Below are 12,631 nucleotides of genomic sequence, written 5' to 3'. Positions count from 1 at the left end.
GGCGCGGTTACTTCTTGACCACCGGCAGGCTGTCGGCCTGCCATTGGGTCATGCCGCCCCGCAGCTTGAAGACCCGCTCGAAGCCGGCCTTGGTCAGCTTGGCCAGGGCGACGCCGGAGCTCTGTCCGTGCTTGCAGACCACGATGATCGGCTTGCTCTTGAACTTGTCGAGTTCGCGCATGCGCTCGTCGAGCCGGCTCTGGGGAATGTTGCGGGCGCCGGCGATGTGGCCGGCCTTGAAGTCGCCGGACTCGCGGATATCGAGCACCACGGCATCCTCGCGATTGACCAGCTGGGTGGCCTCGCTGGCGGACACGCCACTGGCGGTGCTGTTGCGGACCTCGTAGAGGATCCAGGCAATCAGCACCAGCAGGAAGGCGCCCACCAGCAGCGGATGGTTCTGCACGAATTCGAACAGCTGATCGATCATGGCTTGGGGTAACTCTTTTTCGGGTGCACGGTGAACGGGGCCGGCGACCGCCGACGGGCGGCCAGTATACATGAAGCCCACGGCCTTCGCGGACGGCCAAAATGACGCCCGGTGGGGCCGTGCGATATGATGCCGCAAGCTGATGCAAGTCGCGACCCCGTGACGGCCGCTACGCCGTCGCGCCGTCGCGCCCAACAAGAGGCCCTTACCCCATGACCGACGCTTCGACCCCGACGCCCCGCCCGGTGGCACTGATCATCCTCGATGGCTACGGCTACAACCCCGACGCCGCCGACAACGCGATCCTGGCCGCCCGGACCCCGGTGATGGACCGGCTGTGGGAGCAGCAGCCCCACGCCCTGGTGCATACCGATGGCCGCTACGTGGGCCTGCCCGACGGCCAGATGGGCAATTCGGAGGTCGGTCACATGAACCTCGGCGCCGGGCGCATCGTCTACCAGGACTTCACCCGCATCACCAAGGCCATCGAGGACGGCGACCTGGAGCGCAACGCGATCCTCACCGACGCCCTCGATGCCGCCGCCACCGCCGACAGGGCCGTGCACCTGATGGGGCTGCTGTCGCCGGGCGGCGTGCACAGCCACGAGGAGCAAATCCTGGCCATGGCCGAGCTGGCCGCCCGCCGCGGCGCCCGGCGCATCTATGTGCATGGCTTCCTCGACGGCCGCGACACCCCGCCGAAGAGCGCCCTGGCCTCCCTGGAGCGCACCAACGCCCGCCTCGTCGCACTGGTCGGCGAGGGCAACGGCTACGTGGCCTCGATCATCGGCCGCTACTACGCCATGGACCGCGACAACCGCTGGGACCGGGTGGAGAAGGCCTACCGGCTGATCAGCGAGGGCGCGGGCGAGTACACCGCCGCCAGCGCCGAGCAGGGCCTGCAGGACGCCTATGCCCGGGACGAGACCGACGAGTTCGTCGGCGCCACCGCCGTCACCGTCGACGGCCGGCCGGTGGCGGTCGAGGACGGCGACGCCGTGCTGTTCATGAACTTCCGCGCCGACCGCGCCCGGGAGCTGACCCGTGCTTTCGTCGAGGACGACTTCGCCGGCTTCGCGCGTCGGGTACGGCCGCGGCTCGCCGGCGGCAGCCTGGTGACCATGACCCAGTACGCCGCCGACATCCCCGCGCCGGCCGCCTTCCCGCCGGCCGACCTGCCCAACACCCTGGGCGAGGTGATGGAACAGCGTGGCCTCACCCAGCTGCGCATCGCCGAGACCGAGAAGTACGCCCACGTGACCTTCTTCTTCTCCGGTGGCCGCGAGGCGGAGTACCGGGGCGAGACCCGCATCCTGGTGCCCTCGCCCCAGGACGTGAAGACCTACGACGAGAAGCCCGAGATGAGCGCCGTGGAGGTCACCGACCGACTGGTGGAGGCCATCGAGTCCGGCGCCCACGACCTGATCGTCTGCAACTACGCCAACGGCGACATGGTCGGCCACACCGGCGACTTCGCTGCCGCCGTGGCGGCCATCGAGGCCGTGGACGCCTGTGTCGGCCGCGTGGTCGAGGCCATCGAGAAGGTCGGCGGCGCCTGCCTGATCACCGCCGACCACGGCAACGCCGAGCAGATGGTGCATCCCGAGACCGGCGCCGCCCAGACCGCCCACACCACCTTCGACGTGCCGCTGATCTATGTCGGGCCCCGCCCGGTCCGGCTGCACGACGACGGCCGGCTGTGCGATCTCGCCCCCACCCTGCTGACCCTGATGAACCAGCCGGTCCCCGAGGAGATGACGGGCCGGGTGCTGATCGACGACGCGTGAAGGCGGCGTCGCGCCCGGGCGCCGGGGCCACCCGATGGTGGCCCCTGCTGCTGTGGCTGGGCCTGGCCCCGGCCCTGGCCGCGCCGACCGGGGAGCAGGAGGCCCGGGCCCGGCTGGATGCCATCGGCGAGCGCATCCAGGCGGTGACGGAGGACCTCTCCGCCACCCGCGGCGCCCGTGACGAGGCCAACCAGGCGCTGCGCGAGGTCGAGACCGCGCTGGCCGAGACCCATCGCCAGCTGGATGCCCTGCAGGCCGAGCGACGCGAGCTCAACCGCGAGGTCGCGGACCTGGAGGCGCGCCGCGAGGCGCTCCAGGCAGAGCACGACGACCAGCTGGCCGCCCTCGGCGAGCAGCTCGACGCCCTCTATCGCCTGGGCCTCACCCCCCAGCTCAAGTTGCTGCTCAACCAGGACGACCCGGCCCGCCTGGACCGCCTGCAGACCTACCTCAATCACCTCGCCGAGGCCCGCCATGCCCGGCTGGACGAGATCGCCCGGCTGGAGGCGGCGCTGGCCGATAACCGTCGCGCCCTGGACGCCCGCGACGAGCGGCTCGAGGCCCTGGCCGGCGAGCTGGAACGGCGCAGCGCCGAGCTGGCCGCGCGCCTGGACGAGCGCGAGGCCCTGGTGGCCGAGCTGGACCAGCGCTACGCCTCCGAGGAGGCGCGCCTGGCGGCCCTCGACCAGGACCGGGCCCACGCCGAGCGCGTGCTGCGCCAGGTGCAGGAGCGCCTGGCCCGGCTGCAGCAGCCGCCGCCGTCGACGGCCATCGCCACCACCCGGGGCGAGCTGCCCTGGCCGGTGCAGGGCGAGGTGGTGTCGAGCTTCGGCGGCGGCCGCGGCGTGCATCGCAACGGCCTGCTGATCCGCGCCGCCGAGGGCACGCCGGTGGCGGCGGTGCATGCCGGCCGGGTGGTGTTCGCCGACTGGATGCGCGGCTTCGGCAACCTGCTGATCATCGACCACGGCGACCGGGTCATGACCCTGCATGCCCATCTCCAGCACTTCGCCGTCCAGGTGGGCCAGGCGGTGTCCCGGGGCGAGACCCTGGGCGCGGTGGGGGCCTCGGGTGGCCAGTCCGCCGCCGGCCTCTACTTCGAGGTGCGCCGCGACGGGGAGCCCATCGACCCCCGCGGCTGGGTCGCCCGGCGCTAGGCGCCGTCGGCGTTGAGCGAGGGCCGCAACCGATCCGCGTCCAGTCCGGCAGGCTCCCTGGCCCCACTATTCCATTGCCGGGCGCGACCACGCTATGCTGGACGCCCCCATTCCGGAACTGCGAGAGACTGCATGCCCTTACGTCCCGCCGGCCTGACCGCCCCGTTGCGGCGCCTGAGTTCGGCGCTGGTCCCCGTCGTCGCCCTGCTGTCCCTGTCACTTCCCGCCGTCGCGGCTCCCGAGGACGACCTCCCGGTGACCGAGATCCAGTCCTTCGCCGAGGTCTTCGAGCGCATCAAGCGGGCCTATGTGGAGGAGGTCGACGATGCGACCCTGCTGCGCAACGCCACCCGCGGCATGCTCAGCGAGCTGGACCCCCACTCCACCTACCTGGATGCGGAGGCCTACCAGAGCCTGAGGGAATCCACCGAGGGCGAGTTCGGCGGCGTGGGCATCGAGGTGGGCAGGCGCGACGGCCAGCTGACCGTGATCACCCCCATCGACGACACTCCGGCCTCCCGGGCCGGCCTCCAGGCCCAGGACATGATCCTGCGCATCGACGACACCCCCACCGAGGGGCTGTCGCTGCAGGAGGCGGTGGAGCTGATGCGCGGCGAGCCGGGCACCACCCTGCGCATGACCATCATGCGCCAGGGCGAGGACGCTCCGCGCAGCGTCGAGGTCGAACGCGAGATCATCCGCACCCAGAGCGTGCGCCACGAACGCCTGGCACCCGACTACGGCTACCTGCGCATCAGCCAGTTCCAGTCGCGCACCGGCGAGCAGGTCATCGAGGCCCTCGAGGCGCTGAGCGAGGACGGCCCGCTGGAGGGCCTGGTGCTGGACCTGCGCAACAACCCCGGCGGCGTGCTGCAGGCCGCCGTGGACGTGGCCGATGCCTTCCTCGACAGCGGCCTGATCGTCTACACCGAGGGGCGCCTCGCGGACAGCGCGATGCGCTTCTCCGCCGGTCGCCAGACCGCCGCGCCCACGGTGCCGCTGGTGGTGCTGATCAACGGCGGCAGCGCCTCGGCCGCGGAGATCGTCGCCGGCGCCCTCCAGGATCAGCGGCGCGGCGTGGTGATGGGCACCGAGAGCTTCGGCAAGGGCTCGGTGCAGCAGATCATGCCGCTCGGCGACGGCGAGGCCCTGAAACTGACCACCGCCCTCTACTTCACGCCCGACGGCCGCTCGATCCAGGCCCAGGGCATCGTCCCGGACGTGGAGGTGGTCCGCGGCCGCCTGGAGATCGCCGAGGGCAACGGCCTGAGGGTGCGCGAGGCCGACCTCGAGGGCCACCTGACCGGCGAGCAGGCCGGCGCCGCAGCGGGCGCGACCAGCGATCGCCTGCGCGACGACTACCAGCTCGGCGAGGCCCTCAACCTGCTCAAGGCCCTCAATGTGCTGCGCCAGCGGGATGCCCCGATGAGCGAGGCCCCCGAGCCGGCCGAATGACGCGGCCCCCGTCGGCCGAGGGCCGCATCCGGCGCGCACCGTCGGGGGGGGCGCTCGCCGAGCTGCAGTTACCGGCAGGAGCTCGGCAGGCGGCCACGGCGGCCGGTGGCCTGCTGCATCAGTAGCCGCTTGAGCGGGGCCAGCCGGTCGACGCCGGCGAGGCCCAGGTTGCGCGCCAGGGACAGCGCCGGATGGCGGGCGCCGAACAGCAGCCGGAAGCCATCCATCAGCTTGAGCATGGCGGCGTTGTCGCCGCGCCGCCGCCGGGCATAGCGGGCCAGCCAGGCCTCGCAGCCGGGGGCCACGCCCCGTCGGCGGCCCTCGAGCAGCTCCTCGGCCAGCACCGCGACATCCATCAGCCCCAGGTTGACGCCCTGGCCGGCCAGGGGGTGGATGCTGTGGGCGGCATCCCCCACCAGCGCCAGCCCCGGCAGCACATAGCGCCGGGCATGACGCTGGGTCAGCGGCACGGCCTGCGCCCGGTCGATCACCGTCACCGCCCCGAGGCGTCCCTCGATCGCCGTTTCCAGTGCCTGGCCCAGGGCCTCGGCGGAGAGCCCGGTCAGCCGCCTGGCCTGCTCGGGGGAGGTCGACCAGACGATGGAGCAATAGCCGGCATCGTCGCCCAGGGTCAGCGGCAGGAAGGCCAGCGGCCCATCGGCCAGGAAGGCCTGGCGGGCCACGCCGCCATGGGGATGGGCGATACGCACCGTGGTGACCACCGCCGCGTGCCCGGTGTCATGGGCCTCGACCTCGATGCCGGCCAGCTCGCGCAGCGGCGAACGGGCCCCGTCGGCGGCCACCACCAGCGGCGCGGCCAGCCGCTCGCCGTCGGCCAGCACCACCTCACGCCCCCCGTCGGTGTCCTCCAGGCCGGTCACCCGGGCGCCGAAGCGCCGCCGCACCGTCGGCAGCATGGCCAAGCGCGCCTCCAGGGCCGCCACCACCACATCGTTCTCGACGATATGCCCCAGCACCGGCAGCCCCGCCCGGTCGGCGGAGAAGCTCACCGCGCCGGTCCCCTCGGCATCCCACACTTGCATGTGGTGATAGGGGGTGACGCGGCGCGCGCGCATCCACGACCAGGCGCCCAGCCCGTCGAGCAGCCGCTGGGACACCGGGGTCAGCGCACTGACCCGCAGGCCGGGCTGGCCGCGTCCCGCCGCGGCGGCATCCAGGGGCCCCTCCCGGGCGTCCAGCAGGGTCACCGGCATGCCGGCCTGGCCGAGCAGGCAGGCCAGGGTCGCGCCCACCATGCCGCCGCCGACGATGATCACCTCCCCCGCCATGGCGGGAAGCGGCTTCTCGCCTGACACGCTCATCGCTCCACCCCCATGGCCCGCCGGGCCAGAGTGCGGCGCAGCGGTCCCACCAGGTTGAGCCCCACCAGGCCCGCGGCGCGGGCATGGGACAGCGCGGGGCTGTCGAAGCCGAACAGCCGCACCAGGCCGTCGCTGAAACGGATGACGTTGTGGCGATCCCCGGCCCGCCGGGCCTCGAAGTCCGCCAGGGTCAGCGGGCTGCCCGGCGACTCGCCCCGGGTCGCGCCGGCCTCGATGGCCGCCACCAGGTCCATGACGCCGCGCAGCGCCAGGTTGAAGCCCTGGCCGGCCACCGGGTGCAGCGCGTGGGCGGCGTTGCCCAGCACCGCCAGCCCCGGCCGGGTCGTCTCCCGGGCGGTGACCAGCGAGAGCGGATAGGCGTGGCGCTGGCCCACCCGGCGGAAGCGTCCGGCCCGGTCGCCAAAGGCCGCCTGCAGCTGGGCCAGGAAGTCGCCGTCCTCCAGCGCCAGTCGGGGCCGCTCACGGCCGGCCGCGTGGGTCCAGACCAGCTCCATGGCCTGCCCCCTGAGCGGCAGCAGGGCGATGGGGCCGGCCGTGGTGAAGCGTTCAAAGGCCATGCCGTCATGGGGCCGGTCGACCGCCACGCTGGCGATCAGCGCGACCTGCTCGTAGGGCCGCTCACGGCTCGCGATGCCGAGCCGCTCCTTGAGGCCCGAGCGGCCACCGTCGGCGAGCACCGTCAGGCCGGCCTCGAGCCGGGCGCCGTCGGACAGGCCCAGCCGATGGCCGCCGGCCACGGGCCGGATCGTCTCGACCCGGGCCGGGCAATGCCAGTCCAGCGGCAGCTCGCCGAGGCGACGGTGCAGCACGCGCCCCAGCCAGGCGTTGGGGATGACCTGGCCGAGCGCCTCGCTGCCCAGCTCCTCGGCACGCAGCCGGGTCGCCCCGAGCCGGCCCTGCTCGCTGACGTGGATGCAGCGAATGGGCGCGGCCTGCTCGGCCATCGCCGGCCACAGCCCCAGCGCGTCGAAGTGCTGCACCGAGCCCTGGGCGATGGCGCTGGCGCGGGCATCGAAGCTCGGCTGCCAGGGGGCCGCCAGGTCCACGGGCAGGGGGGCGGCCTCGATCACCGCCACCGACAGGCCCAGCCGCCGGATCAGCGGCGCCAGGGCACAGCCCAGGCTGGCCCCGACCAGCCCGCCGCCGATGATGGCGATATCCACGCGACGCGGGGCCTCGCCCCCGGCCGACTCGCTCATGCGACATCCTCCATTATTCCGTAATGTACATTACATAATGACAGACCGACCAATCGGTCAGCTGGTTACTCCTTGGCCATCAGGGCTTCGATATCGGCCACCCGCTTGGGCGCCGAGTCGGTGAGCACCTCATGCCCGTCGGGCGTCACCGCCACGTCATCCTCGATGCGGATGCCGAGGCCACGGAAGGCCTCGGGCAGGTCCTCGTCCTCCGGCACGTAGAGCCCCGGTTCGATGGTCAGCACCATGCCCGGCACCAGCGGGCGGGGCGCGCCGTCAAGGCGGTAGCCGCCCACGTCGTGGACATCGAGTCCCAGCCAGTGGGAGGTGGCGTGAGGATAGAAGCGGCGGCAGGCATCGGCCTCGAGACAGGACTCCAGCTCGCCCTCCAGCAGCCCCAGCCGCAGCAGGCCCTCGGTGAGCTGCCGCACCACCCCGCGATGGATGCCCCCCAGGGTGGCGCCCGGGCGCACGGCCGCGATGGCTCGCTCCTGGGCCTCCAGCACCACCTCGTAGAGGGCGCGCTGGGCCGCAGAGAAGCGTCCGTCGACCGGGAAGGTGCGGGTCACATCGCCGGCATAGAGATCGAACTCGGCGCCGGCGTCGATCAGCACCAGCTCCCCGCCCCGCAGCGCTTCACGATTCTCGATGTAGTGCAGCACACGGGCATTGGCGCCGCCAGCGACGATGCTGGCATAGGCCGGGCCGCTGCCGCCCTGCCAGCGAAACTCGTGCTCGAGGTCCGCCTGCAGCTGGTATTCGGCGAGGCCGGCACGGGCCGCGCCCATGGCGCGACGGTGGGCGAGGCCGGTGATCTCGCCGGCATGGCGCATCAGCGCCAGCTCGGCGGCGCTCTTGACCAGGCGCAGCTCGTGGATGGGCCCGGCGATGTCGGCGAAGGACAGCGGGGCCCGCGCGCCGCGGCGCGCCCCGGCCAGCAGGCTGCCGCGAATCCGCTCGGCGAGGCGCAGGGCCTTGCCGTCGTCCAGGGGCAGAAAGAGGCAGGCGCGACCGTCCAGCAGTTCGGTGAGCCGCGCGTCACGCTCGGCGTTCTCGAAGGCCTGGTCGATGCCGTGGTGGCGCTCGGCGCCCCGGGCGCCGAGGCGACGGCCGGTCCAGGCTTCCATCTCGGGATCCCGATCCTGGCAGAACAGCACGCTCTCGCCGGCCTCCCGGCCGGGCAGCAGCAGCAGCAGGGCGTCGGGCTCGGGAAAGCCGGTCAGGTAGTGGAAGTCGCTGTCCTGACGGAAGGCAAACTCGCTGTCCCGGGAGCGGGTGACCAGCGAGGCCCCCGGCAGCAGCACGGCGGAATCCGGCGGCAGTTGGGCCATCAGCCGGCCACGGCGCTCACGGAACTCCTCGAGGCCGATGGGGGCGGGGCGGGGCAGGGACTCGGCGGACATGACGACTCCTGGATCGGGGTGGGTGGCGGCGAGGCGGGCGACACGGGACTCAGTGCCGGGGGGCGGGGTCGTCCACCGGCTCCACCTGGGGCTGGCCGGGGTGCTGCTCGGTATAGAGCAGCATGGCCGCCATGCGGGCGTGCTCGGTCAGGGCGAAGAGGTCGTTCTCGTTCTCGGCGCTGTCGTCGATCTCGGTGTCGATGGCGGTGAGGCCCTGGAGATCGTCGATGGCCTCCCGCAGCGCCTCGGACCAGCCCCGCTGAGGGGCCTCGCCGGCATCCTGGATCACCTCGAGGAAGCCCTGGGTCCAGTCCTTGAGGCCCTGGGCCCGCTCGGCCAGCGAGAACAGCTCGTCCGGCAGCAGCGGCTCGAAGTTGAGCTCGCTGCCGGCCAGCGCCTCCAGGGTCTGGCGCCGCCAGCCCAGCAGCCGCTCGGCGGCGGCCTCGTCCCGCGGCTGTTCGACCCCCAGGCTGAGGCAGACCGCCTCCAGCCAGGCCTCGGCGCTGAGGTCGTGCAGCGCCAGGGAGGCGCACAGGCGGCCATCGAGGAAGGCCGGCGACTGCATGCTGCCATGCAGCAGGAAGGTGTCGGCGATATCGGAGAAATCCTGGCGTTCGTTGATCAGTGACATGGAACCGTCCGTGCTGGAGCCGCGCGGCGCGTTGACCGCCCGCAAACGGCTCTCTTATAGTGACTTGATATTCGTGATGACCACGATGTTAACGCATCGGGGCCTTATGGCGCGCACCCGCAAGGGCGCTGCCGCGGCCCCCGCCGGAGACCCCATGACCGACGCCTCGCGGCCCACCACCGAGATCACCCTGCTGGAACGCCAGTACGTCATCGCCTGCCCCCCCGAGGAGCAGGACAAGCTGGAGCGCGCCGCCCGCTACCTGGATCGCGCCATGCAGGGCATCCATGCCCAGGGCAAGGTGGTCGACCGGGAGAAGATCGCCATCATGGCCGCCCTGAACATCACTCACGAGCTTCTCGAGGCCCTGGACGAACGCCGCGCCGGCGAGCACAGCCTGAGCGAACTCAGCCAGCGCCTGGAGCGCGCCCTGGCCGATGCCCCCGGTCGCTGAGGATTCTTCACTTTGGCCCGCTCGGTGGCTCTGCTAGGATGGAGACGTTCCCTGGAGTGTGCGCCAGTCGTTATAGTCCCTCGAGCCTATGAGCAATACCCAGGGGGCCAAATGCTAGCCGAGCCCGTGTGCATGTCCGTGCGACGGAAAGCCTGACGGTTCGGCTGCGGCCACCCACCTTGAACCACTGGGTTCAAGGGCCAGAACGACAGCGGCACTCTGGGGAACTTCATTCGACATGACCGACATGCAGGAAATCGCCGCACCCGAGACACGAGACGACGCCCGCCGCCAGCTGCGCCGCGAGCTCAGGCATCGTCGCCGTACCCTGACCGCCAGGCAGCAACGCCAGGCCGCCGCCCGGCTATGCCAGCGCCTGCGCCGACTGCCGGAAGTCCGTCACGCCAAGCGCGTGGCCCTCTACCTGCCCAACGACGGCGAGATCGATCCCACCCCGCTGATGCGCTGGCTGCACGGCCGCAACGCCCGCGTCTACCTGCCGGTGCTCCGGCCGCTCACCCATAACGCCCTGTGGTTCGTCCACTACCATCGCGGCACGCCGATGGTGACCAACCGCTTCGGCATCCCCGAGCCCTGCACCCGCCATGGCGCCCACCGGGCACGCCGCCGGGCGCCCTGGACCCTCGACCTGATCCTGGTGCCGCTGGTGGGCTTCGACGACCACGGCCAGCGCATCGGCATGGGCGGGGGCTTCTACGACCGCACCCTGGCCTTCACCCGCCGGCCCGGCCCCCGGCCGAGGCTGATCGGCCTGGCCCACGACTGCCAGCGCGTCGCCCGGCTGCCCGTGGCCCCCTGGGACGTGCCGCTGGATGCCATCGTCAGCGATAACCACGTCCTGCGCCCCTGAGGTGCTGGCCACGCTCGCAACGCAAAAGGCGGCCGATGCAGGGCATCGGCCGCCTTTCGTCATCCAGCCCCGGGTCTCAGTTGCCGGCCAGCGCCTGGGCATAGCCGGTCGCCACCACCCCGATCCCGAAGATCAACACCAGCGTCATGACAAGATCGGGCTTGCGCTTCATCCCTCGACTCCCTTCGGCCACCATGTTGTTCGGGTCGCACTCAGGCGACAGGCGCGTCGCCTGTCGCCGACGGAAGCCTAGCGAAAGCCCTTGGACATGACAACTTTCATGCTCAACGCATGAGTAAAATCATGCCAGGTGTGGCCCGCCACCCGGGGTATGTCAGCGCTTACCCCGGCAGGCCTCAGGCCATGAACAGGCGATAGGCGGGGTTGTCGGATTCCTTCCAGTAACGATAGCCGATGTCGTCGAAGTATTCCTCGACATGGGTGCGATCGCCGTTGGGCACCTGCATGCCCACCAGTACCCGTCCATAGGCGGCCCCGTGGTTGCGGTAGTGGAACAGCGAGATGTTCCAGTCCTGGGGCAGGTGGGTGAGGAAGTTCATCAGCGCGCCGGGGCGCTCGGGGAACTCGAAGCGATAGACCTCCTCGTCGAAGTGCTGCTGGGGCCGTCCGCCCCCCAGGTGGCGGATATGCAGCTTGGCCAGCTCGTTGTCGGTGAGATCCTCCACCGGGTAGCCGGCCTCGCGCAGCTTGTCGATCACCGCCTGACGATCCTCCCCGCCGGGCTTGACCTGGACGCCGACGAAGATGTGCGCCTGGGCGGGATCGGCATAGCGATAGTTGAACTCGGTGACCATGCGCTTGCCGATAGTGCGGCAGAACTTCTTGAAGCTGCCCGGCTTCTCGGGGATGGTCACCGCCAGGATCGCCTCGCGCTGCTCGCCGAGTTCGGTGCGCTCGGCGATGTGCTGCAGGCGGTCGAAGTTGGTGTTGGCCCCGGAATTGATGCAGACCAGGGTCTCGCCGGTGGCGCCGGTCTGCTGGATGTACTTCTTGAGGCCGGCCAGCGACAGGGCACCGGAGGTCTCGGAGACCGCCCGGGTCTCCTCGAAGATGTCCTTGACCGCCGCGCACATCTCGTCGGTGTTGACGGTGATGACGTCATCCACCAGCTCGCGCATCACCGCGAAGGGCGCCTCGCCGATCTGCGCCACGGCGACGCCCTCGGCGAAGACCCCGACCTGGTCGAGGATCACCCGCTCGCCGCTGTCCAGGGCCGCCTTTAGGCAGGCGCTGTCCTCCGACTCCACGCCGATCACCTTGATCTCGGGGCGCAGGTACTTGACGTAGGCGGCCACGCCGGCGATCAACCCGCCGCCGCCCACCGGCACGAAGATGGCGTCCAGGCGGCCCGGGTGCTGGCGCAGGATCTCCACCGCCACGGTGCCTTGCCCGGCGATGACGTCGATGTCGTCGAAGGGCGGGATATAGGTGTAGCCGTGCTCGGCGATCAGCTCCTGGGCATGGGCGGCGGCCTCGGCGAAGGCGTCGCCCTTGAGCACCACCCTGGCGCCCCGGGCGCGCACCGCGGCCACCTTGATCTCGGGGGTGATGCGCGGCATGACGATGACCGCCTTGACGCCCATCTGCTTGGCGGCCATGGCCAGGCCCTGGGCATGGTTGCCCGCCGAGGCGGCGATCACGCCCTTGGCCTTCTGCTCGTCGGTGAGCTGGGCCATCTTGTTGTAGGCACCGCGAATCTTGAAGGAGTGGACCGGCTGCAGGTCCTCGCGCTTGATCAGGATCTGGTTGTTGAATCGGCGAGAGAGGAAGGGCGCCGGCGAGATCGGCGTTTCCCGGGCGGCCTCATAGACCCGGGCCTGGAGAATCTTCTTGACGGTGGCTTCGAGCATCCTGATATCCCAATGGGGTGACGCGAGAGG

The 12,631-nt window shown here is 71.3% G+C and carries 11 protein-coding genes and 1 other RNA gene; 6 read left to right on the top strand and 6 right to left on the bottom strand.

The window, feature by feature from the left end; all coding sequences use genetic code 11:
• Nucleotides 1-7 precede the first annotated feature (7 nt).
• Entirely contained in the window at nt 8-430 is a 423-nt protein-coding gene (locus QWY76_RS08350; RefSeq protein ID WP_290310670.1) for a rhodanese-like domain-containing protein, read from the bottom strand.
• Between the two features lie 212 nt (nt 431-642).
• On the opposite strand from QWY76_RS08350, the gene gpmI reads away from it, so the two are divergent.
• From gpmI to QWY76_RS08335, 3 genes are all read left to right on the top strand, one after another.
• Nucleotides 643-2,217 (top strand): 2,3-bisphosphoglycerate-independent phosphoglycerate mutase, encoded by a 1,575-nt coding sequence (gene gpmI, locus QWY76_RS08345; protein ID WP_290310669.1) that lies wholly within the window; start codon nt 643-645, stop codon nt 2,215-2,217.
• The gene (locus QWY76_RS08340; protein ID WP_290310668.1) at nt 2,214-3,374 is read left to right on the top strand and encodes a murein hydrolase activator EnvC family protein; all 1,161 of its coding nucleotides are present in this window, start codon (nt 2,214-2,216) and stop codon (nt 3,372-3,374) included. Before gpmI ends, QWY76_RS08340 begins: the two co-directional genes overlap by 4 nt.
• A gap of 132 nt (nt 3,375-3,506) precedes the next feature.
• Nucleotides 3,507-4,829, top strand: a complete 1,323-nt coding sequence (locus QWY76_RS08335; RefSeq protein WP_290310667.1) for a S41 family peptidase — start codon at nt 3,507-3,509, stop codon at nt 4,827-4,829.
• A 68-nt stretch (nt 4,830-4,897) separates the two neighbouring features.
• On the opposite strand, the gene QWY76_RS08330 is transcribed toward QWY76_RS08335, so the two are convergent.
• From QWY76_RS08330 to QWY76_RS08315, 4 genes are all read right to left on the bottom strand, one after another.
• Nucleotides 4,898-6,151: a UbiH/UbiF/VisC/COQ6 family ubiquinone biosynthesis hydroxylase gene (locus QWY76_RS08330; protein ID WP_290310666.1), complete on the bottom strand. Its 1,254-nt coding sequence runs from the start codon at nt 6,149-6,151 to the stop codon at nt 4,898-4,900.
• Nucleotides 6,148-7,371 (bottom strand): 2-octaprenyl-6-methoxyphenyl hydroxylase, encoded by a 1,224-nt coding sequence (ubiH, locus tag QWY76_RS08325; RefSeq protein ID WP_290310665.1) that lies wholly within the window; start codon nt 7,369-7,371, stop codon nt 6,148-6,150. Before ubiH ends, QWY76_RS08330 begins: the two co-directional genes overlap by 4 nt.
• Before the next feature lie 65 nt (nt 7,372-7,436).
• Nucleotides 7,437-8,774 (bottom strand): aminopeptidase P N-terminal domain-containing protein, encoded by a 1,338-nt coding sequence (locus tag QWY76_RS08320; protein ID WP_290310664.1) that lies wholly within the window; start codon nt 8,772-8,774, stop codon nt 7,437-7,439.
• A gap of 49 nt (nt 8,775-8,823) precedes the next feature.
• Entirely contained in the window at nt 8,824-9,405 is a 582-nt protein-coding gene (locus QWY76_RS08315; RefSeq protein ID WP_290310663.1) for a UPF0149 family protein, read from the bottom strand.
• Between the two features lie 154 nt (nt 9,406-9,559).
• Between QWY76_RS08315 and QWY76_RS08310 the strand changes: the two genes are divergently transcribed.
• The 3 genes from QWY76_RS08310 (at nt 9,560) to QWY76_RS08300 (ending at nt 10,730) form a co-directional block, all read left to right on the top strand.
• Nucleotides 9,560-9,859, top strand: a complete 300-nt coding sequence (locus tag QWY76_RS08310; protein ID WP_290310662.1) for a cell division protein ZapA — start codon at nt 9,560-9,562, stop codon at nt 9,857-9,859.
• Nucleotides 9,860-9,904: 45 nt separating this feature from the next.
• Nucleotides 9,905-10,089, top strand: a non-coding RNA gene (gene ssrS / locus QWY76_RS08305) — 6S RNA.
• A gap of 8 nt (nt 10,090-10,097) precedes the next feature.
• Nucleotides 10,098-10,730 (top strand): 5-formyltetrahydrofolate cyclo-ligase, encoded by a 633-nt coding sequence (locus QWY76_RS08300; protein WP_290310661.1) that lies wholly within the window; start codon nt 10,098-10,100, stop codon nt 10,728-10,730.
• A 356-nt stretch (nt 10,731-11,086) separates the two neighbouring features.
• On the opposite strand, the gene ilvA is transcribed toward QWY76_RS08300, so the two are convergent.
• Entirely contained in the window at nt 11,087-12,601 is a 1,515-nt protein-coding gene (gene ilvA, locus QWY76_RS08295) for a threonine ammonia-lyase, biosynthetic (RefSeq protein ID WP_290310660.1), read from the bottom strand.
• Nucleotides 12,602-12,631: the final 30 nt, after the last annotated feature.

The organism is Halomonas maura, assembly GCF_030409305.1.
In the GTDB taxonomy this organism is placed as follows: Bacteria; Pseudomonadota; Gammaproteobacteria; order Pseudomonadales; family Halomonadaceae; genus Halomonas; species Halomonas maura.
The sequence above is the reverse complement of the archived record's forward strand: the minus strand, read 5'-3'. Positions and strand labels throughout refer to the sequence as shown.

Coding starts and splice junctions, on each gene's coding strand:
- QWY76_RS08350 (WP_290310670.1), bottom strand. CDS start 430: ATGATCGATCAGCTGTTCGAATTCGTGCAGAACCATCCGCTGCTGGTG.
- gpmI (WP_290310669.1), top strand. CDS start 643: ATGACCGACGCTTCGACCCCGACGCCCCGCCCGGTGGCACTGATCATC.
- QWY76_RS08335 (WP_290310667.1), top strand. CDS start 3,507: ATGCCCTTACGTCCCGCCGGCCTGACCGCCCCGTTGCGGCGCCTGAGT.
- QWY76_RS08330 (WP_290310666.1), bottom strand. CDS start 6,151: ATGAGCGTGTCAGGCGAGAAGCCGCTTCCCGCCATGGCGGGGGAGGTG.
- ubiH (WP_290310665.1), bottom strand. CDS start 7,371: ATGAGCGAGTCGGCCGGGGGCGAGGCCCCGCGTCGCGTGGATATCGCC.
- QWY76_RS08320 (WP_290310664.1), bottom strand. CDS start 8,774: ATGTCCGCCGAGTCCCTGCCCCGCCCCGCCCCCATCGGCCTCGAGGAG.
- QWY76_RS08315 (WP_290310663.1), bottom strand. CDS start 9,405: ATGTCACTGATCAACGAACGCCAGGATTTCTCCGATATCGCCGACACC.
- QWY76_RS08310 (WP_290310662.1), top strand. CDS start 9,560: ATGACCGACGCCTCGCGGCCCACCACCGAGATCACCCTGCTGGAACGC.
- QWY76_RS08300 (WP_290310661.1), top strand. CDS start 10,098: ATGACCGACATGCAGGAAATCGCCGCACCCGAGACACGAGACGACGCC.
- ilvA (WP_290310660.1), bottom strand. CDS start 12,601: ATGCTCGAAGCCACCGTCAAGAAGATTCTCCAGGCCCGGGTCTATGAG.